Origin of the sequence: Cupriavidus sp. WKF15, assembly GCF_029278605.1 — a bacterium.
Taxonomy (GTDB): domain Bacteria; phylum Pseudomonadota; class Gammaproteobacteria; order Burkholderiales; family Burkholderiaceae; genus Cupriavidus.
Map to the genome: position 1 here is coordinate 821,349 of NZ_CP119574.1, position 18,691 is coordinate 840,039.

The 18,691-nt window shown below is 61.0% G+C and carries 13 protein-coding genes and 2 pseudogenes; 3 read left to right on the forward strand and 12 right to left on the reverse strand.

The genetic code is table 11. The features are described 5' to 3' along the window. Positions 1–29: 29 nt before the first annotated feature. Positions 30–1,168 (forward strand): annotated as a pseudogene (locus tag CupriaWKF_RS33915) (IS3 family transposase); the annotation flags it as partial. A gap of 119 nt (positions 1,169–1,287) precedes the next feature. Here the strand turns inward: CupriaWKF_RS33915 and CupriaWKF_RS33920 are convergent. The 3 genes and pseudogenes from CupriaWKF_RS33920 to CupriaWKF_RS33930 all read right to left on the reverse strand — a co-directional run. After that, positions 1,288–1,749: pseudogene (locus CupriaWKF_RS33920) on the reverse strand (DUF4158 domain-containing protein); the annotation flags it as partial. Positions 1,750–2,363: 614 nt separating this feature from the next. Beyond that, entirely contained in the window at positions 2,364–2,918 is a 555-nt protein-coding gene (locus CupriaWKF_RS33925; RefSeq protein WP_276103629.1) for a DUF2182 domain-containing protein, read from the reverse strand. A 224-nt stretch (positions 2,919–3,142) separates the two neighbouring features. Further along, positions 3,143–4,093, reverse strand: a complete 951-nt coding sequence (locus CupriaWKF_RS33930; RefSeq protein ID WP_276103631.1) for a tyrosinase family protein — start codon at positions 4,091–4,093, stop codon at positions 3,143–3,145. A gap of 149 nt (positions 4,094–4,242) precedes the next feature. Here CupriaWKF_RS33930 and CupriaWKF_RS33935 point away from each other — a divergent pair, with 149 nt between their 5' ends. Continuing rightward, positions 4,243–5,205, forward strand: a complete 963-nt coding sequence (locus CupriaWKF_RS33935) for an IS5 family transposase (protein WP_276103632.1) — start codon at positions 4,243–4,245, stop codon at positions 5,203–5,205. A 116-nt stretch (positions 5,206–5,321) separates the two neighbouring features. On the opposite strand, the gene CupriaWKF_RS33940 is transcribed toward CupriaWKF_RS33935, so the two are convergent. From CupriaWKF_RS33940 to CupriaWKF_RS33960, 5 genes are all read right to left on the reverse strand, one after another. Further along, positions 5,322–5,864 (reverse strand): tyrosinase family protein, encoded by a 543-nt coding sequence (locus CupriaWKF_RS33940; protein ID WP_276103633.1) that lies wholly within the window; start codon positions 5,862–5,864, stop codon positions 5,322–5,324. Between the two features lie 49 nt (positions 5,865–5,913). Further along, a complete protein-coding gene (locus tag CupriaWKF_RS33945; RefSeq protein ID WP_276103634.1) occupies positions 5,914–7,536 on the reverse strand; it encodes a S53 family peptidase in 1,623 nt (540 codons plus the stop codon). A 211-nt stretch (positions 7,537–7,747) separates the two neighbouring features. Further along, positions 7,748–9,499 (reverse strand): hypothetical protein, encoded by a 1,752-nt coding sequence (locus tag CupriaWKF_RS33950; protein ID WP_276103635.1) that lies wholly within the window; start codon positions 9,497–9,499, stop codon positions 7,748–7,750. Between the two features lie 9 nt (positions 9,500–9,508). After that, positions 9,509–11,479 (reverse strand): hypothetical protein, encoded by a 1,971-nt coding sequence (locus CupriaWKF_RS33955; RefSeq protein WP_276103636.1) that lies wholly within the window; start codon positions 11,477–11,479, stop codon positions 9,509–9,511. Positions 11,480–12,326: 847 nt separating this feature from the next. After that, positions 12,327–12,527: a hypothetical protein gene (locus tag CupriaWKF_RS33960; protein ID WP_276103637.1), complete on the reverse strand. Its 201-nt coding sequence runs from the start codon at positions 12,525–12,527 to the stop codon at positions 12,327–12,329. A gap of 1,107 nt (positions 12,528–13,634) precedes the next feature. Here CupriaWKF_RS33960 and CupriaWKF_RS33965 point away from each other — a divergent pair. Continuing rightward, a complete protein-coding gene (locus tag CupriaWKF_RS33965; protein ID WP_276103638.1) occupies positions 13,635–14,681 on the forward strand; it encodes a PDDEXK nuclease domain-containing protein in 1,047 nt (348 codons plus the stop codon). Between the two features lie 615 nt (positions 14,682–15,296). Here the strand turns inward: CupriaWKF_RS33965 and CupriaWKF_RS33970 are convergent. The 4 genes from CupriaWKF_RS33970 to CupriaWKF_RS33985 are packed head-to-tail and all read right to left on the reverse strand — an operon-like array spanning position 15,297 to position 18,656. Continuing rightward, positions 15,297–16,727 carry an adenylate/guanylate cyclase domain-containing protein gene (locus tag CupriaWKF_RS33970; protein WP_276103639.1) on the reverse strand — a complete coding sequence of 477 codons (1,431 nt, stop codon included), beginning with the start codon at positions 16,725–16,727 and terminating at the stop codon, positions 15,297–15,299. 22 nt (positions 16,728–16,749) lie between these two features. Further along, entirely contained in the window at positions 16,750–17,037 is a 288-nt protein-coding gene (locus CupriaWKF_RS33975) for a DUF2282 domain-containing protein (RefSeq protein ID WP_276103641.1), read from the reverse strand. Positions 17,038–17,088: 51 nt separating this feature from the next. Continuing rightward, on the reverse strand, positions 17,089–18,102 hold the full coding sequence (locus CupriaWKF_RS33980; protein ID WP_276103642.1) for a YeeE/YedE family protein: 1,014 nt from the start codon (positions 18,100–18,102) through the stop codon (positions 17,089–17,091). Positions 18,103–18,149: 47 nt separating this feature from the next. Beyond that, positions 18,150–18,656: a cupin domain-containing protein gene (locus CupriaWKF_RS33985; RefSeq protein ID WP_276103643.1), complete on the reverse strand. Its 507-nt coding sequence runs from the start codon at positions 18,654–18,656 to the stop codon at positions 18,150–18,152. Positions 18,657–18,691 lie beyond the last annotated feature (35 nt).

Here is an 18,691-nt window from a genome sequence, read left to right on the forward strand (position 1 = left end):
GCCTATCTTGAGTAAGCAGGAGGTGCACCATGCCGAAAACGCGCCCACCGTACAGTGCGGTCTTCCGTCAGCAAATGGTTGACTTGGTCCATGCAGGTCGCCGTCCGGAGGATCTGGCCAAGGAGTTCGAACCCACGGCCCAGACGATCTACAACTGGGTTGCCCAAGCGGATCGCGATGCCGGCGTTCGTCAGGACGGCCTGACCACGGCGGAGCGCCAGGAACTCACGCGGCTGCGCCGTGAGAACCGGCAACTCAAAATGGAGAGGGAGATACTTGCAAAAGCCGCGGCCTGGTTTGCCCGGGAGACCGACACGCTGCCCGACAAGGGTTCGAGTTCATGAAGGCAAATCAGGACCGCTTTCCGCTGTCCACCATGGCGCGGCTGCTTAAGGTCTCGCGCAGCGGCTTCCATGCATGGATGGAACGACGTCCGAGCGCTCATGCCGTGAGTGACAAGCTGTTGCTCGCGCAAATCCGTGAGATTCACGCCCGCTCGCGCGGTACCTATGGGATGCCACGTGTGCATGCCATGCTGCTGCGCCAAGGTATCCACGTCGGGCGCAAGCGCGTGGCGCGTCTGATGCGTGAGGCCGGCCTGCGCGGGGCTTGCCGGCCGCGCTTCATTTGCACCACCCACCGTGCGCCAGCGGGCAGACCCGCGCCCGATCTGGTGCAGCGACACTTCTCTGCCGATGCGCCAAATCAGCTGTGGGTCGCCGATGCGACATACATTCCGACCGTTGCCGGCTTTTACTATCTGGCTGTCGTGTTGGACGTGTACAGCCGGCGCATCGTAGGTTGGGCCATGGGTAGTCATCTGCGCACCGCACTGATGCTGCAAGCGCTGGACATGGCGCTGGCGCAGCGACATCCCAGCGCAGTGATTCACCATTCGGACCAGGGCTGCCAATACACGTCTGTTGCCTTCGGGCGACGTTGCCGCGAGGCCGGCGTTCAGCCTTCGATGGGCTCGGTGGGCGATGCCTACGACAACGCCATGTGCGAGTCCTTCTTCGCAACGCTCGAATGCGAGCTGCTGATGCGTTCGCGCTTCGCCACGCACGACGACGCCCGTCAGGCATTGTTCACCTGGATCGAGGGTTGGTACAACTCGCATCGCCTGCACAGCGCACTGGGATATCGGTCTCCGCAGGAGTTTGAAAAGCTTCCCGTCAATGGCATGAATCCGGCGCTACACCGGGCATACACTGCCCCATCACAAGGAGAAAACCCATCGACATAAAATTCCAATGCGAATCTGTCCGATGAAACGGGGCAACCCCACAGTTCGATCTGACGCAGGACCAGCGCATCGATCATCGCGTTGATGATATCTACCGGCTGGTCCATCGTTTCGGCGGCGTCGCGCGCCGCGCGAATAGTAACCTCGTTGGCATCGGTGCCGAGGTAGGCCTGGATCCCAAGGAACTCTCGCACGGCCCTGTAGTGCCGGAACAAGGTCGGCGACACCTTTCGGTCGTAGCCAAACTTCGTACCTGAGCTCAGGCCGGCGCTGATGCGCACCAGCTCCGTCACGCTGGCGGGAATCGTGTCAAGGTCCGGGAAGTGGTGTAGCTGCTGAAACACCTTCAGGAGCACCAGCAGACCAAGTCGGGATTCTTGCCCGCGTGTGGACCGGGTCGCCCAGTCCAGCTCTTCCGCGCTTGGTGTGTAGCAGGCCCGCAATTCCTTGAGGGAAAAGACCTTCGGGAAACGCGGGTAGGCGGTACGCTCGACGGTGGCCATACAGGATCTCGGCAATCGCTGAAAGGCCGGCCAGCCTAGCTGGGCTAGGTGACAGTTTGCTACTTATTTCCAAAAGTAATTATTATTTGTATTTATATAACCAGGAGGCTTATGATAGCCGTTTGGGCGTATCTTGGTCATAGGCCGGCAACGCACGTCGATATTGGCACGTGAGATCGAGCCAGGCCGGACGGCACACGTCCACCGCCGCGCGATACGCGTTCTATGGCACCACCCGAAAATGCTCGATTGACTGGCCCGCGCTTACGGCGCGCTGTAGCCAGTTTTGATTAAGGCGGCCGGCTGGCGCCACGTTGCCTAGTCTTTTCGCTGCTAAGCAGCGCGTAGACCGAATGTGGGGCCAGCGCCGACACTAGCGGTGTTTGTGTTTCCGTGCGGATCGATACGGTGAGATCCCACCCGCAGGGCGAATAGGGTGCCCCACTCGAAAGCGGCTAAGGCCGCTGACGGTCCTCTGCCTCCAGAGCGGGTGCCACGTGCGGCCAAGTCGAGTCGTGATTTGGTCGGGAAGACGATCGGACTAGACTCCCAAGACCGCAAGGTTCCGGTGTGAGTGCCCCCGTTATTGGTGGTCAAAACAAGCTTGCGACGACCTACCGCTCAGTCCAGACGACTCGCCTCCGCGCCCACACCCGCACCATGCGTAGAGCCGTTCCAAGACCCCTAAGCTTCCAACATAGAGGGGCGGGTTCTTCCAGTCGCTCGGCAAGAACGAAGACTGATACCGCGACCATCAGCGGCAGATGCACCTGTGATGGAACCAAGGGCAGCATCATGAGCGCCCAACACGCGGCTACGCACGACATACCGTAGGAAAGCCCATATCGCCACGCATCGCGATCGGCAGCGAGTCCAAAAGCGGCGAGCGCAGGCCGGCGATGGCAACGGTTGAGGCCCCATTGCTTGGCCGGCGATATCTGCCAGAAGGTCGCGATGCAGATAGCGACGATCAAGCCCGCCGCCTCAGAGCGGAATGCAAGGACCGCCGCCTGAGACAGGATGGATGGCAGCGGGGCCGCCAGCGTCCATGCTGCTGCGTACCCCACCAAGAAGAGTCCCATCGCACGCACCCTTCTCTTGGCAAAGCTGCGCGCACGGATGTGCTTCAGCGGCTCTGCGAGGAGAGGCCCCATCATGGCGGCAACCATGAGTGCCCAGGCACCTGCGCCGGCAACGACCTTCTCAAGAGCGAACCGCGACGGAGCAAGGGCTGCGAGCGAGCCCGCGCGAAACGCGTCGGACGAACAAACCAACCCCAGCTGAGGCTCTGTAGCGCCGAGCACCAGGATTGACGCCCAGGCTGTGGCGCTGAGCAACGCCACAGCGATTGCGCAATGGTCCGCGTGGCGCGCAACCGCCCCCATGACTGACCTCAGTTACCCTGCCTGAACACGCTCACCCGACCAACGGTCACATTCGCACTCTCCGGTACAGGATGCACTGGGACAAGTCGGACACTCAGCGCGCCGACAGGAAAGTTGCCCGCCAGGTGCATGGCGTCGATGATGTGGCTGATATCGAGCACGTAGGTAAGACCGTCTCCCGCGTGAGTGTCGTCAGCCACAGACGCGCTGCTCGCGCCGAACAACGCGATGCTGCCAGCCTGCAGTTCGGGATGCTGCGCAGGGTCAGCGCTGCTGGGCAAGTTGACGTACACCTTGAACGCCACCGCATCGTTGTTGGAGCGGACGTTCTCCAGATTCAGAAAAACACGGTCAGGAGCGCTCGGCGCTGCAGCCGCAATTGCCTGAAGGCTCGCAGCCACCTTCCCGCTGATCGATGCATCCAGCGCGACTGCGGTTTCTGCCTTTGAGCCAACAAGGCGGACAGCTTCCTTGTTGGCCCCGAGCAGTTCGGCCGTGGCTGATGCGGTCATGGTTTGGCTCCTTGCCAATGCATGGGCAGCCTCCGGCGACGCCCCGAGTCGCTCGAGACGCAGTGCCGGATGCGGCAGCCCGGTTGGGAGCGACGTGTCATCGTAAGCGTACCCTAGCTTGGCGATGTCGGTCATCTGTTCGGGCGTAAACGTCCAATCTGCCTCTTCGGACTTGGGAAGGACGAACGGATCCCTACCCGCGACTTCAGGTCCTTTGAGCCAGTTGGGAGAGGACGGATCCGCGTGGCTGGCAGAGGTTGTTCGCCAGACCTGCCACAGGCGGTCAATGTTGCAATGATGCAGCCAAAAGATGGGGTCGAGTCCAGCGGTGTCGGGCAAGGACATCAGGCCCTCGACACCCGACTGCGGGCTCGCACCGCCCACCAGCCCATGCACCCAATCGTGCGGCTGGCTTTCGATGCCTCCATGTGTCTTTCCCCCATGCATGAACCCAGTAACCACGCCGCCGAAGCCTGGGCTGATGCCGGTAGGCGGTCCTGCGAATTGAGAGTCACCCAATGCTGCTAGGGATGCTCTGCACAATTAGCCGGCGGATGTGCTTGCAATGAATCGTCGAGCCAGCGAGCATGTAGCGCATGAAGCAAACTGACCTTGGACTGAACTTGTCGACCAAGCGCACCCGCAAGCGCGAATTTCTGGACGAGATGAACCGCGTGGTGCCGTGGGCCGATCTGGTGATGCTGATCGCTCCGTACGCCCCGGAGGGCAAGCGCGGCCGTCCCCCGTTCGCGGTCGAGGCAATGCTGCGCATCCACTTTCTTCAACAATGGTTCGGCCTGTCGGACCCGGCGATGGAAGAAGCGCTGCACGACGTGCCGCTGTATCGGGAGTTCGCCGGGCTGGACAACTGGACGGTGAGGCTGCCCGACGAGAGCACCATCCTGCGGTTCCGTCACCTGCTGGAGAGGCACAAGCTGGCCGCTCAGATTCTCGCGCTGGTAAACGACATCCTTCGCGACAAGGGATTGATGCTGCGCGCGGGCACGGTGGTGGACGCGACGCTGATCAGCGCACCGAGTTCGACCAAGAATGCGTCGGGCGAACGCGACCCGGAGATGCACCAGAGTAAGAAAGGAAACCAGTGGTATTTCGGCATGAAAGCGCACATTGGCGTGGACGCCGAAAGCGGGCTGGTGCACACGGTGCGGGGCACGGCTGGCAACATCAACGACGTGGTTGAGGCCAACAGCCTGCTGCATGGCGAGGAAACCGACGCGTTTGGCGATGCGGGTTATCAGGGCGTGGAGAAGCGTCCTGACGCGCGGGCGGACGTGAACTGGCACGTGGCGATGAAGCCAGGCAAACGTCGCGTTCTGGACCAAAGCAAACCGCTTGGCGCGCTCGTCGATCAAGTCGAGCGAATCAAGGCGGGCATCCGGGCCAAGGTCGAGCATCCGTTCCGGGTCATCAAGCGGCGGTTCGGCTACACCAAGGTCCGCTATCGAGGGCTGAGGAAGAACACCGCGCAAGTCATGACCTTGTTCGCGCTGTCCAACTTGTGGATGGCGCGCGGCAAACTGCTGGCTGCTGAGGCATGAGCGCGTTTCAGGCTCATGCCGATGCCTCGCGCGTAGCCCGCGAGTGCTGCTCCGCGCGTGCCAGACAGCTTCGCCCCGGGCTGACAGGTTGGCGTCGTGGCGCATTCAGCTTCCTGTTAAACGGCCAAGCACACTCGATTCGCGTTTGTGCAGAGCATCCCTAGGTTGACCTCACTCAGCTCAACGAAGACCTTCCCATCATTATTGGGCCCGTAGCGCTCGGGAACGTAGAGGGGATTGTCACCGTTGCCGTCGGGCCAGTTCGGTGAGCTGAATGCGGGGGGCAGCTTGTCCTGACCAGTTTTGAAGTAGTTCCAGTAAGGCAGAGCCCACTGGGGATCTCCCCCAAGCCGAACGACATCAGCCCGGACGACCGCTTCAAAGGCGAGAACGTAGCCGCGATGCCACGGCAAGAAGAACCAGCTCCCATGCTGGCACTGCTTCCAGTACGGCGAAAAATCGACGGGGTCACCTTTCTTCCAATAGCCCACTCGCTCCCATTTCTTCTTGTCGATTCCGTGGGTTGCTGCCCAGAAGCGCCAACTCTTCTTGTCAGTGAAGGCACGCGCCTTCATGGATTTAACTGCCCTGCCGTACCAGAGGATGGGCTCCGCCCAATCTGAGCCTAGCTCCCATACGTTCTTGCGAGTGAATGACATGCTTGTCTCCCGGCGATTGCTTATTAGCGGCAAACTAACCCGACGCGGTTCACTCTTGGAGCACTTGAAGCAACGTCGAACCTATCGGCGTACCCAAGCCAGTGCATGCATCCCAGCCCACGGTTGCCGGATAGCCTTCGATCGTTTGCTTGATGCCGTTCGTTCCCACCTTAACATCGGTGAACGCCTGCGGATTCTGGTAGAGCTTCGGGTTCACGAACCCGAGGTTCTTGCCGTAGGCCTGATTGAGCTTGGCGATGAGGCAGGCCGCAAGCGGTGTCACGGCACTCGTCCCGCCGCTCGGGGCGTCGAGGCCTTGCACGCGGGTGCGGTAGTTGTCCGCAGTCATGGCAATATCCGGACAGCCGCGCCCGGCTATCGGTTTGCCGAGAATCTTCAGTCCCGTCTGATAGTCCGGCACGCCGAAGACAGTGCTGATACCACCGCCCCCCGCCCAGCCACCGCCGCCGAACACTTGCACATCGAACCGCGTGCCGTCATTCCAGACCACGTCGACGTTGCTGTCGATTTGTGTCCCACCGCAGCACAGCACCATCGGGTCAGAAGCGGGATGGTTCACGTGAATGCCTTTGTCCCAATGCGCCGCATCCAAGTCCGCAACTCCGTGATCACCGGAGGCAGCGCAAACAGTGACACCCAACACCGCTGCCGCAGCGAAAATCTCGCTGTAGGCCTCGATACTCTGCTGCGTCAGGAAGTCATCCGGTTCGCCCCAGCTGATCGACACGACGCTTGGCGTGCGCGCGTTGTCGTGCACGGCTGCTCGAATGGCGTCCTGAAAGCCGCTGTCACTATTCGGCGCAAAATATACCGCCAGCTTGGCACCCGGGGCCGCGACGCCCGCAACCTCGATATCGAGCATCACCTCGCCATCTGCCTGACCGTGCGGCGTTGGGTGGTTCACACCGTGATCGACCGACACTGCGACGACCTCCGGCATCGGTACGCCGGCATCTGAGAAGAAGATCTTCAGGTCATTGTGGCTATAGCCTCCTCCGAGTTCGATCAGAGCGATGCACTGACCCGCACCATCCAGCTTGGTCGAACCTGATGTCGTGGGGAATTTGTAGCGGTCGGCGAACACGCTGGCGAATTCGCCAAGGCTTGTCGCCGCGGCGCTACTGGTCGGCATCGACCTCCTCGGCGCCCGGTGCTTGGGGCGCGTGTCGAATCCGAAGATACCAGTCACCAAATCCTTGAGCTCCGCGGGCAGCAAGATCTCCCCGCGGCGCCCGCGATACACCCCGCTGGCATGCTGGTACATCTGAACGTCGGCACGGAAGGCCGAAAGTGCGTCCCGCAATGTGCCCTTTAGGACTACTCGCCGCGTGCCCTCATCGCGCTCCGCCACACGGAGGTGGTGCTTGTTCGCGTACAGCTCCACCTTGTCCAGGTCGTCAGCGTTGGCGCCGTAAGTCCTCGCCAGATCTTCGCGCGACATGTAGGTTCGCTCTTTCAGCGGCTGAGCGCTGATCTTCTTGATCTCTTCCGCAAGCTCAGCAAGGTTCCCTCGAGATCTCACTTTCACCGTTAGCGCGATGATCTGATTGAGGTCAGCAGCACCGACCGGTACAGAATTAGGGAGCAATTGTCTGGTACTCCCCTTCAACAGCACCCATTGCGCCGCGGGGCCTGATGGAGCGTTTGCCATGATGAGCCTCCAGGATCCGTTGTGCCCTGAATCAAAGCGAGATGGCAGGCAGCGAGCACGTGGTATCAGGGCACGGGAAACCCACGTCGAAACAACTGCCTTTAGCGAAAATAATCAACTATCAAGCATTGTGGTGGGTCCATAGCCGCCGTCGTGAAGTCCTCCGTGTTGTTGCTTACTCTATCAGTGAGATGCCGAGCCAGTTGCACCGTCACTTCACCACGGCACCTGCGGGAGCCCGCACATCGAAGGTGGCGTCGAAGAGGATTTCACAAGCGCACTCCCCAGTCTCAACAACGTTCGCCGAGTCAACGATCCCGCCGAGTTGTCGGGCGGCTTGCACCGGGTCGCCGCCAGCCGGGCTGTTGTCCACCGACTGCGTCACCACGACAACCGCCCACTTGCCGTCGGGCTCGTTCACTGGAAGAGGGAAGGTCGCGGTGTAGTAGGTCGACGAGCCTTTCCAGCGATCAATGTCGATACGGCGCTTGTCAACGCATACCTCAGCCAGATAGCACTCTTCCTGCTTCGCGTCGAGGATCACACGGATGATCTCGGGGCCGGCCAACTGCAGCACATGGACCACTCCCGCTGCGGCAGGCGAATCGGCCTGGTCAACCTCGTTGCCGTTTGCGCTCAAGGCAGTGGCACGAACGGGCTTGCCTCGATGGAAGATCTTGAGCTCCACATGCGTGCCAGGTGGACACGCGAAGGCCAAGGGACGCGGCGGCAGACGAAGGGCCGTCACACCCGAGGGATTCCCCGGTCCCGGGTCCAGCAGCACCGAGGCATCCTCGCCGATGAACACGAACGGAGGCGCGACGATCGGGAAATTAACTACTGCCAACCCCGCCACCGGGTGCGTAAAGCCGTGCAGGCATACAGGCGCGCCGTCCATACCGACCTCGAGGCGCTCGCAAATGGCGCCAGGAAGCAGCACGCGCTGCACCAAGCGAGCCGGGTCCTTGATCGGGAAACTGTGGGCCACGACGAATCGCTCACGATTGTGATTGCCTGCAGGGGTCCACACTTCGGCGCAGATTCGAATGGTGTCGCCGCCCGCGTAGACCGTTCGATTAGTGAAGACACGCTTGCCCACGAGGACATGCTGGTTTGGTAGCGCTTGTAAAGTGGACACGTTGGTGGATCCCGCGCTCGTCATCCGTGTGTAGTCCCACTTCGTGCGCGTCGTCCAGTGACGGCCTGGAAACGGAATGCGCGGCACGTCGGCTTCGATGAGGATCTGCTCGCGGTAGGTGGTCACCGCCGCGGCGGGTACCGCACTGACACGCTGACCCCAACGACTTGGGTCTTCCGCGTCCGAGGCGGCTGCAGCGGCCCAGGCGCCGGCGGCTGCGGCCGTGAGGATGCCTGTCAACGGCGAAGGTGCCGTCCAGAAGAACAGATGCGACAGCGGTCCGCCGCACGCCAGCCACTCAACGGCACCGCCGAGGTAGTCCGTGACCGGTGTGAAGGGTTGAATGGCGTCGTGCCCGGTATCACTTCCGTAGACATGTGCGTTGGATAGCGCCATCGATGCGCCGCTTGACAAGTCGAAGCAGATGCCACCCAGCGTGCCGTAGCTCGTGGGGAAGGACATGAAGCTGCCCAGGATGGAAGTCGAGGTTCCGCCCACGAGCGGGTCTTCTTCTCTAGATCCGCGGTCACCCGTGGGGCGGTGGCTGGACGGACATGTCGTGCGACGGGCCAATGTCAGGGGCAGAACGTCGGTCCTATAGCCCTCGACCTGCGGCGCGACCGGCTCGCTACCCATTTTGCGGACATCGGCGAGCGAGGTGAGCTTGGTGCGCACGTGGTATTGCAGGACAGCCTCGAGCGTGGGCTTGCCGCCGACAAGCTTGAGTCCATAGCCCACGGAGACAATATTGGGATCGTTTGCCAGCCGCCGGGACTCGGACGCGGCAACTTGCTCCAGAGGCACTCGTTTGGCGGTCGTCGCCATGGCTACCCCCTAGGCGAAACGTATGGACATGGCCGTCAGGACGTCCTCGATTCGGCACGCGATCGCATCCGCGCCGTCCGAGCCAGCATGATTGAGGCCAATCACGGCATGACTGCCCTTCTGAAACCACAGCGAGCCGGAGTCGCCTGGGCATGACAGGGCTGCTCCAGTCTCGTCGGGGTCGAACCTGAGCTGGTTGAGGAAGTAGATGGTGCTGCCATCGTCCTCCGGTCCACGGGGCTGCACGGGGACGACGCCAGACATGAGCAGGCCGGTGCTTGTGCCGCTGCGCGCGCCGGATTTGAACGCTCGCACGGCGTCTTGCGCTGCGGGATCGCCGGGATGATCGGCGAGATTCTGGAACACGGCGGCTATCTGCGCGTTGGAGAGGAATGTCCCGGGTGTATCAATGTGGCCCCCGAGGGCTACGATAGGCATTGCAGCGGCCTCTCCCGACGCGGCGTCAAGGGCCGAGAAGATTGCTGGCGTCAGTCCGCGATTCCCGTTCAGCGTCACCACCGCAGCGTCAACCGAGCCCGGATCGGACGCAAGCGGGGAGGTTGCTGGTTGAGACTTGAGCGCGTTGAGCACCGATCGAGTCAACGTGCCGATCACCCGGTCGTCGCTACGGTTCACGAGGTCGGCGCCCCCCGATACCGCTGCGGCGATCGAGAGAATGATCGCGATGATGATGAGCAGCACCTTCCACCATGGATCCTGGAACGGGATGGGTCCAAACTGGCCGGTGAACGGTTGCAGGTAGTCCACGGCGTAGTCGATATCCGCGGGCCACACGAAGAATCCCAATCCCTGATCGTTTCCACCTGTCCAGTCTCCGCCTCCGTCGCGCCCGCCACCATCGCCTCCAGTTCCGCCTGGGCAGCAGCACGCCATCAGACGCCACAGGGCACAAAGGTCAACGTCCTTGCCATCGAGGAAGGCACGCAACCGCTCACGCACCAGTTCCAGCGTGCGCCGATCGCAGCCGACAAATGAACCGGCGCCACCACCTGTCGCGCCGCCGCCCGGCGTTCCGACGCCCTGGTCTGACGTGCCTCCCAGACCCAGTCGTCGTGCAAGGTCGACGGCGCGCTTGAAGGTATTGAGATCGATCACCATCCGTTTGATCGACGCCGTGAGCTGTCCCTCGTCGCAGCGCGACACGAACGCCGACCGCGCGGAGTCGAAGGTCGTGCGCGATACCGACATGGGAGCTCGTGCGGCTTTGTTGATCAGGGCGATGTCCTCCGCCCCCTGATCGGTCAGGACCTGAAGCTCAACCCAGTGCTTGCGCACAATGGCCTGAGACACGTCGACCTTGAAGTAGATTCGCCGCGACTGCCAGAGGCCAAGGCCGCCTGCGGCAACGCGGCCACCGACCACTGACTGCTCGAGCGCTTCCTGGTCCTTGGTGGACCAAAGGTCGATCACGACAACGCCGGCTGCGGCAAGCCACGTACGGCAGCGGTCCGTCAAGCCCACGCGTGCACTGGGCGGCCATGGAAGCGTCCAGATGTTCTGAACTTGCACGGCCATGAGATATCGCCCCAGAGTGGCCTCGAACACACCTTCGGGGATGGCTTGAAGCGTGCCGGGCATGATGGCAAAGGGGGAAACCGGTTGTGCCGCCATACCCAGCTTGTCTAGGCTAACCACCAGGTCGTTGAAGTCGCGGTCGCTGGATGGGGTGGTGTTGTCCTCTGACTCGATGACCCACGAGTAGTGTGCCCCCGCGATGGATGAGGCGCCGCGCACCCAGCTTGGCTGCCAGCCATGCTGCCCATCGTTGTGCTCGACGGTGAGCGTCCACGGGGTCTGGCCGTTGCCGAATACGTCAAGCACTGCTCCGGGATTGCCAGCCAGTGTCTGCGTACCAGCCAATGTCCCTTGAACCGAAATTCGCTCGCCCCAGCTTGCATCGCGGCCAGTTACCGTGATGCGCCAGTCGCCGACAAACATCAGTTGCGTCGCATCCGCCATTCCATCCTCCATCGCAATGCGCCGTCGCTTGTCGCCGGAAGCGTTCAACGGCCGCTTTACAGCAACGATTGTCCGTCAGGGGTCGCAGACCTCCTACCGTTCGGCACACCTCTACCGGGGATTGTGCCCGTGCGGAATTAGCGAGGCCTTTATTCCTTTATTCCCGTTCACAGGTGCCGTTCGTCCAGTCAAATGCGACAATAACTGATTTGCCAAGCAGTTTTCGGCCAGGCCATTGACCTGGCAGAGGTCCCCCAACCTGTGGGCGGAACGGCAGCGTAGGAATCCGCCATCAGATCTTGGATGCCATGCTCCATAAGCCAGCGGCGGAGCCAGAAGCCACCGCGGCCGGCCCGCCTCATAGCAACCGCAGATTGGCACGTCCGTTCCCAGCCGGAAGTGTCCTTAGGTGTTTCATAAAGGCTTCGCCAATGCTCAGAAAGGACCTCATTCGATCAAGTTCACGCCGGAATATGCTTGGCTGTCCAACTCACGGAATCCAACGTCATGGTAGGGATTTGTGGCTTCTCCATTCTGGACGAGTACACCGAGGCATGTGCATTTTTCGAACTTCGATTCTTCTACTTCCGCGATGTACTGACCGGCCCACACTGCTCCATCCTCGGCCTCAGCATAGTAGTAGAACCATCTATTACTGGTTGGATTCGCTCGTGTCTCTGTCTCGCCAGGGTCTAGATTAATCCACCCAAGGACATCCCAGATGTCTCCGCAATCGTTACAAACAAAATCTCGGCGCATGTAAGCGACGTAGACTTTTTGATTGTAAGAATTAGTGAATGTTATTTCGGATCGCCCGGTTGACATGATTCCGCCTCATTGTCGAGACTTAATAAGTTTGGTAGCAAGTGTCTCTCGCGTGATTTTTTTTTCGGTCGTCCCGACGCAACCGTTGATCACCGTCGGTTTCAGTTTCTCGTTCCAATATCCCGTTATATTCGAAGCCTTGCTTGTGATGCGCAATATTTTCGCGCGCCCCAAAACCACCATTCCCTTCGTCGCCGGATTTTGTGCGCTTTGCATTTTTCATCTTGATCTCCTCTTGGGTACATTCACCACTCTTCGTCGGCTTCAGCGATGCCGACTGGGAGAATCTATGGATATTCCTCTGCAGGAGGCTGTATCACATCCGGGTGAAGGTTTCCGGCAGCGTCGGGAGTAATGCCCATCTCGCTTCCCCAATGTTATTCGGCGAATGGGGAAATGCAAGGGACAGTAAATCCGCTTCGTTATTGCAACGAATTTTTCTCCCCCCAATCGGGTGATACCGAACACCTGGATTCGGGTGTATCCAATGCAGAAGGCCGCGAGATATCCACATACTTTTGCTTCATTGGAAAGAAGCATTATTTTTGGAGCAAAAGTATTGCAATTGTTTTCGCCAGCCTCGGCGAGATTATAAATTCTAATAATAGATTTAAATAATATTTAATTTCATTGATGTAACAAATCATATGGTCACACACCGCAGGATCGAAGTCTCCCCCCACGATGTCCGCATCGATGACGAGAAGGTACGCTGGCCTCTCAGGGATTCGGAGTCGGTTGAGTAGGCCATACTGGCCAAAAACCGTCAGCAGCAACGCCTCGCCGGATGCCCTCGCCGAGCTTGTGGCTTAACGGGGGTAGCCAAGTCGGCAGCCACATCCGGGCTAATTGCCCTAACGGCACGGCTTCTTGTAAGGTGCGCAAGTGGCATAGACCACGCCGATCGCGTCCAGGCTGCCCCCGGAACGACCGATGCACGCAAAGTCGTTTCCGAATTAGTCCGAACGATCGTGCCGGCAACCACGAAATCCTTGCCCTTCGGATCCCGATGACCGGTTGCAGCGCTGAGCCGACGTCTGAACGTCCGACCGACGGCAGGGGGGATGTCGCATGATGGCCGGCTACTGCCGTCGCGCTTCTGCCATCTCTGGCGAGTCACGGTTTGCCGCAGCGCGAGGGGCGGGATGGACGTGAAGCGCCGGCTCTGCCGTGACCCCGTCGATAAGGCAGGATAACGGGGCCTTGCCGCTTGTCGCAGGGCGAGCAGGCAGCGCCCGAAGTGCATAATAGGGCGCATCGCATCGGATCTGAGGACGCCTTATGGGGACGTGCTCTATACTGCTCGGTTAGGCCTCCTTGCTGCCCTGCCATGGCTTCCTTACTTCTGCCGCCCGACTACATCGGTTGGCTCGCTTCGCTCAAATCTCGCATCGGGCGCGCCCAGCAACGCGCGGCTCTGGCGGTCAACAAGGCCTTGGTCGCCCTGTACTGGGATATTGGCAAGGAAATCCTTGAGCGGCAGTCGAGTCAGGGGTGGGGCGCCAAAGTAATCGAACGGCTGGCGCAAGACTTGCGGCACGCATTCCCCGACATGAGCGGGCTGTCGCGCTCCAACCTGATGGCAATGCGCGCATTCGCGGAGGCGTGGCCGGATGAAGCAATTGTCCAACAGCTTGTTGGACAATTGCCTTGGGGACACAACCAGGTGCTGTTGCAAAAGCTCAAGTCGGTTGAGCAGCGCGAGTGGTATGCACAGCAGGCACTGGCGCATGGCTGGTCCCGAGCGGTGCTACTTGCGCAGATCGAAACCCGGCTGATCGACCGCGCAGCGCAGGCGCCGAATAACTTCGCTGCTCAGTTGCCATCGCCACAGTCTGATTTGGCAAGGGATACGCTCAAGGATCCCTACGTCTTCGATTTTTTGAGCTTGCGTGCCGATGCGACCGAACGAGACCTGGAGGCGGCGCTGGTCGATCATATAACTCGTTTCCTTCTCGAGCTCGGGGCCGGCTTCGCCTATGTCGGCCGACAGGTTCACCTCGAAGTTGGAGGCGATGACTTCTATCTTGATCTACTGTTCTATCACCTCAAGCTGCGCTGCTATATCGTCATTGAACTAAAAACTGGCGCCTTTAAACCTGAGTATGCTGGTCAAATCAGTTTCTATCTGTCGGCAGTTGACGCACAGATGAAAAGCGAGGCGGATCATCCGACCATTGGGCTGCTCCTATGCCAAGAGCACAATCGGCTGGTAGTGGAATATGCGCTACGTGGCATGGGCAATCCGATCGGCGTAGCCCAGTACCAATTCGTTGCGGAACTCCCCGCCGAGTTGCAGGAAAGCCTGCCGAGCGTCGAAACATTGACGCAGGAATTGGAGCTAGACGTCCGGTCGGAGGAGGGCGATTCAGAGTGAGACTGCCTCCCCCGTTCAGGTGGAACGTCATAACGCCCGCACACCGATTTTGAAGTGGGTTGCTGGGCGAGTGATGTTGAATGGAAAGGGCGGACGCCTGTTGGCGCCGCTAGCCCCTCAGTCACCCGTCGACGTCCGGGACACTCGCAACGGCTGCAAAGTCGAAATGCGCGGCGGCAGCTGTACAGGCGCTGGAACTGCAACAGGCGCTGCGCTCCTCTGCGTTGCTCGCCCGCTTGGCCACGCGGGCGGAAGTGATCGCGCTCGGGCTGGAGATTTATCTCAGATTTGTTGCCGGAATGGAGGCGACCATCACCGTTGCTGAGAGCCAGGGGCGTCTTGTCGCGTAGGAAGATACTCGGCAATTCATGTTGCCCGTACTTGGCCGCCAGCAGTAAAGTGAGGAGGGCACGACGCCTGTCAAGAGGAAAGGCACCCCAGCAATGCCCTGTCAGATCGAGATGCGGTCAAAGTCGGACACCGCACGCCCCCATGCGAGAGCGCATCCATCCCCTCGGCCAGGGTTGTCTAACTGGAATATGGCCCTTCATGTCTCAGCTTGATCAACGTTGCGGCCTCGTCGCCAGCACTGACATACAGCAAAGCACCACGCAATTAGGGATCAGATGAAAGTGCCAGGGCCACCAGCTGCATCGTGCCACTGACACCGGCTATAGACTGCTGAGGAAGGACGTGTTTTTCGCCAGGATAGCCCTGCACGCGAGCCCGCTGATAGCTGGCTCGCGTGGTGAGGCCTCGCGTCCCTTGCGTCTTGTTCTGCTTCTCAAGCTTGGCCGCAAGATTGACCGTATCACCGATCACCGTGTACTCAAGGCGATTACCATGCCCGAGTATGCCGAACAGCACAGGGCCACTTGCCATGCCGGCGCCCACGTCAGGTGCAGGCTGACCGCTAGACTGTCGCCCGACCCGCCATTGGTCAACCGCTTCCAAGATGGCGTCGATCGCACGCAAGGCATTTGCCGCATGGCAATCGTCGGCAGTGACGGCGCCAAAGCTGGCAAGGATGCCGTCGCCCATGAACTTGTCGATGCTACCGCCATGCGCTTTGACAATCGGCACAACTAGGCTCTGGTATTCGCCCAGCAATTGGATAAGTGCGGACGGATGCAGCACGGCAGATGCCTGGGTGAACCCGCGCATATCGAGGAACACGACCGACGCCTCGCGCAACTCGGCGTGGCCGGCCATGACGTTAGCTTCGGAATGGGTGATGCGATGGACCACGGAATCATCAAAGAACAGCGACAGGTCCGCGACTGCCTGCTGGCCCCTGACGGCCTTGACCACAAAGCCGCGCGCCCTAGCCAGGGCCAATGCCAGCACGGCACTGACGATCAGGATCGAAAGCAGCTTGTCGAACTCCGCTCCGTAGTGGATCTGCATCGATCGCAATGCGGTGACATAGTCCCAGGTGACAGGGTTGCCGCTCGCGTGTGCCAGCGCGTAGTGCAGCAAAAAGAGCCAGCCCAACGTCGCCGTGAGGCCTGACAGCGCCACCCAGAGCGGTTCGAAGCGCAACGCGCGCAAGGCGATTAAGCTGAAGACATAAGCGAATTCGGTGGTTTTCAAGTACATCTGGGCTGGCTGCTCATACTGCAGGTGATAGGCCCAGATGACGAAGATCAGGACCGCCATTTCGGCCACCACGCTCAGTCCCACCATCCAGTTGGCCAGTTGCCGGGTCATGGCAAGATAGAGCCGGACCAACGCCAGCACTGCGAACAGCGAGATGCCGAGAGGTACCGCGCGTATGGGCGCATCGGGTGAGAAGCCCGGGGGCGTTCCAAGATAGAGGACCGCGAACAGGACCAGCACCAGCAGTTGCAGCAATGTCACCAGCAACTCGCTCAGATACTGTTCACGCTCCAACTCCCGCCGTACTCGTGGCGGCAACTGCATGCCCTGGCCCAACGCGGCGAGCTTCGCTGCTAGCCACGCAGCGATTTTCTGGGCCATGCTTGCCGCAATACGTTCGGACTTCTGCCGGTGCGGAGCCGACAGTGTCTGTCTTCCCTCTTTCATCGCGCTGTCCCGCCGCCACCGCTCAAGGCGCCACAGACCCGAGGCTGCCACCCGCGATCCGGGCGCAGGTGCCGGCGGGCAGCATCAGCCATTCATCGCCGGCGGCGTCGTGACGGGCGCGGCCCGCGCAAGCGTGCAGCGCGGTGCCGCAGTCGTTCCTGCCTGCCCTGGCTACGCCGAAGCATCGTTCACGGTCCAGGGCAAAGTGTGCCGGGGAACTGGCCAGCAGATGCGTGTTTTGCTTGACTGCAAGCCCGACGGCGGCGAGCGCGGTTGCGATTACCAGCGCGTTTCCGATACGGTGGCTCATGCTTCCTCCTTCGGTGTGTCAGCAGTGCAATACAAGGACTCCTAGCCCTGCCTATGGTTGCCGGGCGCCTGGTGTCGCATCGGCCTGGCCAAGCCGATGCTGAAGCCATTGCGCGAGCGCGATGGTGACGCACATCATCCCGAAGGCCACCCATGCATACGGCCACAACAGGGGCATGCCGACGAGCAACAGTCCATCGTTGCCGCCCGGAATCAGCATGCTGCCCCAGCCCATGATGGCACCACCCGTGAAGCACCGGAGACACTGCGCAATGGAAGTCGCGGGACCTTCGCGGCGGCCAGCACTCATCCCGCCGAGGATGGCACCGGCGAGCAGCCCCAGCGACAGCAATGCCCGTGGCGGCAGCATGGCAGCGCTACCACGTGCGAGTTCGGCCAGCACGTCGGTGTATGACCATGCGCCTGCCAGCAACAGGAGCAGCAAGAAGCTGAGACCGATCACCGTGGTGGCGTGGTGCGGTGACCAGATCCGGGCGCTGCGTGCGTACCACCTTTGCTTCAGGGTTGCAGGAGCATCATGATGTCGCTCCGGCTGCCAAAGACGGAGCAGCCGCCACGCGACGAACAGAAGGAAAAGCGCTGTCAGCAGCGGCGCGGCACCCCATACAGGCGAGACGGTCGCGAGCATCGGGCGCTCAGCTTGCGGCCACAACGCAAGCAGCCCCACGCAGCCAACGTAGTATCCGAGAGGCGTGGCGGCGTAAGCCCATTGCCCGCTGCCCAGCCGCGCGATGGCGCCAAATACGCATGCGCCATTGACGAAGGCGCCCAGCCCGAGCAGGGCGCCTCCCACGATGGTCAGGCTATCGACTGGATAGCCGGACGGCATGACTGGAAGCCAATGCAATTGTTTCGCGATCAGCAATCCGCCACACACGAACAGCGACGCTTCTGCCATGGCGAGAAGACGCCTGGCACTGCGCGATGACGTGATCTCGCTGACTGCGGCGACAGCGCAGGTTGCGCCGCGCTGGATGGAAAATCCCATCACGGCCGCGCAAAGCAGGGCGCCGGCAAAGGAGAGACTCAGCAGCATGAGTTTCATGGGCGTTTCCTACTCGAGCATGCGCAGAATGTCGTCCCCAGACCGGCTTACATGGTATGCGGGTCCATCTTCATCTCCTTCGGAAAGAGATCGGACGACAGCAAGACTGCGGGGCCGCTGCCTTCATTCTTCCACCAGTGGGAAGTCCCGTTCCTCTCCGCGGTCACGTCCCCCGCGCGGTGTACGATCGGGACCGCGCAGTTGCTCGCATATTCCACGATCTCGCCGGAGACGATATAGATGATTGCCGGACGGTTGTTGTGGCTGTGCCAAGGCACGATGCCACCGGGCTGCACGTCGAGCTGGCGCAAGCGCAACAGACGTCCCGCTACGGCTGCCGGCTCCTTCGAAAGATCGGTCGAGGCGCGCACCGTGTCGGTAACGCCCTTGGCTTCTGTCGCGCCAGGCCGCTGCCCCTGGCCATCCGCCACGCGCTTGTCGGCGGGGCACTGGCCGGCGTAGGCCATCACTGAGGCGAGGGACAGGGTGGCGGTGACGATCGCGCCGCGCACGACGCGATGCCAGACGGGTACGGCTTGCTTGGTAGTAGTCATGATTCTGATCTCCGTGGGTTGAGAAATCCGCGCCG

Bases quoted from the DNA above. Each gene is read 5' to 3' on its own strand.
- CupriaWKF_RS33925 (WP_276103629.1), bottom strand. From the start codon at position 2,918: ATGGTTGCCGCCATGATGGGGCCTCTCCTCGCAGAGCCGCTGAAGCAC.
- CupriaWKF_RS33930 (WP_276103631.1), bottom strand. From the start codon at position 4,093: ATGCATGGGGGAAAGACACATGGAGGCATCGAAAGCCAGCCGCACGAT.
- CupriaWKF_RS33935 (WP_276103632.1), top strand. From the start codon at position 4,243: ATGAAGCAAACTGACCTTGGACTGAACTTGTCGACCAAGCGCACCCGC.
- CupriaWKF_RS33940 (WP_276103633.1), bottom strand. From the start codon at position 5,864: ATGTCATTCACTCGCAAGAACGTATGGGAGCTAGGCTCAGATTGGGCG.
- CupriaWKF_RS33945 (WP_276103634.1), bottom strand. From the start codon at position 7,536: ATGGCAAACGCTCCATCAGGCCCCGCGGCGCAATGGGTGCTGTTGAAG.
- CupriaWKF_RS33950 (WP_276103635.1), bottom strand. From the start codon at position 9,499: ATGGCGACGACCGCCAAACGAGTGCCTCTGGAGCAAGTTGCCGCGTCC.
- CupriaWKF_RS33955 (WP_276103636.1), bottom strand. From the start codon at position 11,479: ATGGCGGATGCGACGCAACTGATGTTTGTCGGCGACTGGCGCATCACG.
- CupriaWKF_RS33960 (WP_276103637.1), bottom strand. From the start codon at position 12,527: ATGAAAAATGCAAAGCGCACAAAATCCGGCGACGAAGGGAATGGTGGT.
- CupriaWKF_RS33965 (WP_276103638.1), top strand. From the start codon at position 13,635: ATGGCTTCCTTACTTCTGCCGCCCGACTACATCGGTTGGCTCGCTTCG.
- CupriaWKF_RS33970 (WP_276103639.1), bottom strand. From the start codon at position 16,727: ATGAAAGAGGGAAGACAGACACTGTCGGCTCCGCACCGGCAGAAGTCC.
- CupriaWKF_RS33975 (WP_276103641.1), bottom strand. From the start codon at position 17,037: ATGAGCCACCGTATCGGAAACGCGCTGGTAATCGCAACCGCGCTCGCC.
- CupriaWKF_RS33980 (WP_276103642.1), bottom strand. From the start codon at position 18,102: ATGAAACTCATGCTGCTGAGTCTCTCCTTTGCCGGCGCCCTGCTTTGC.
- CupriaWKF_RS33985 (WP_276103643.1), bottom strand. From the start codon at position 18,656: ATGACTACTACCAAGCAAGCCGTACCCGTCTGGCATCGCGTCGTGCGC.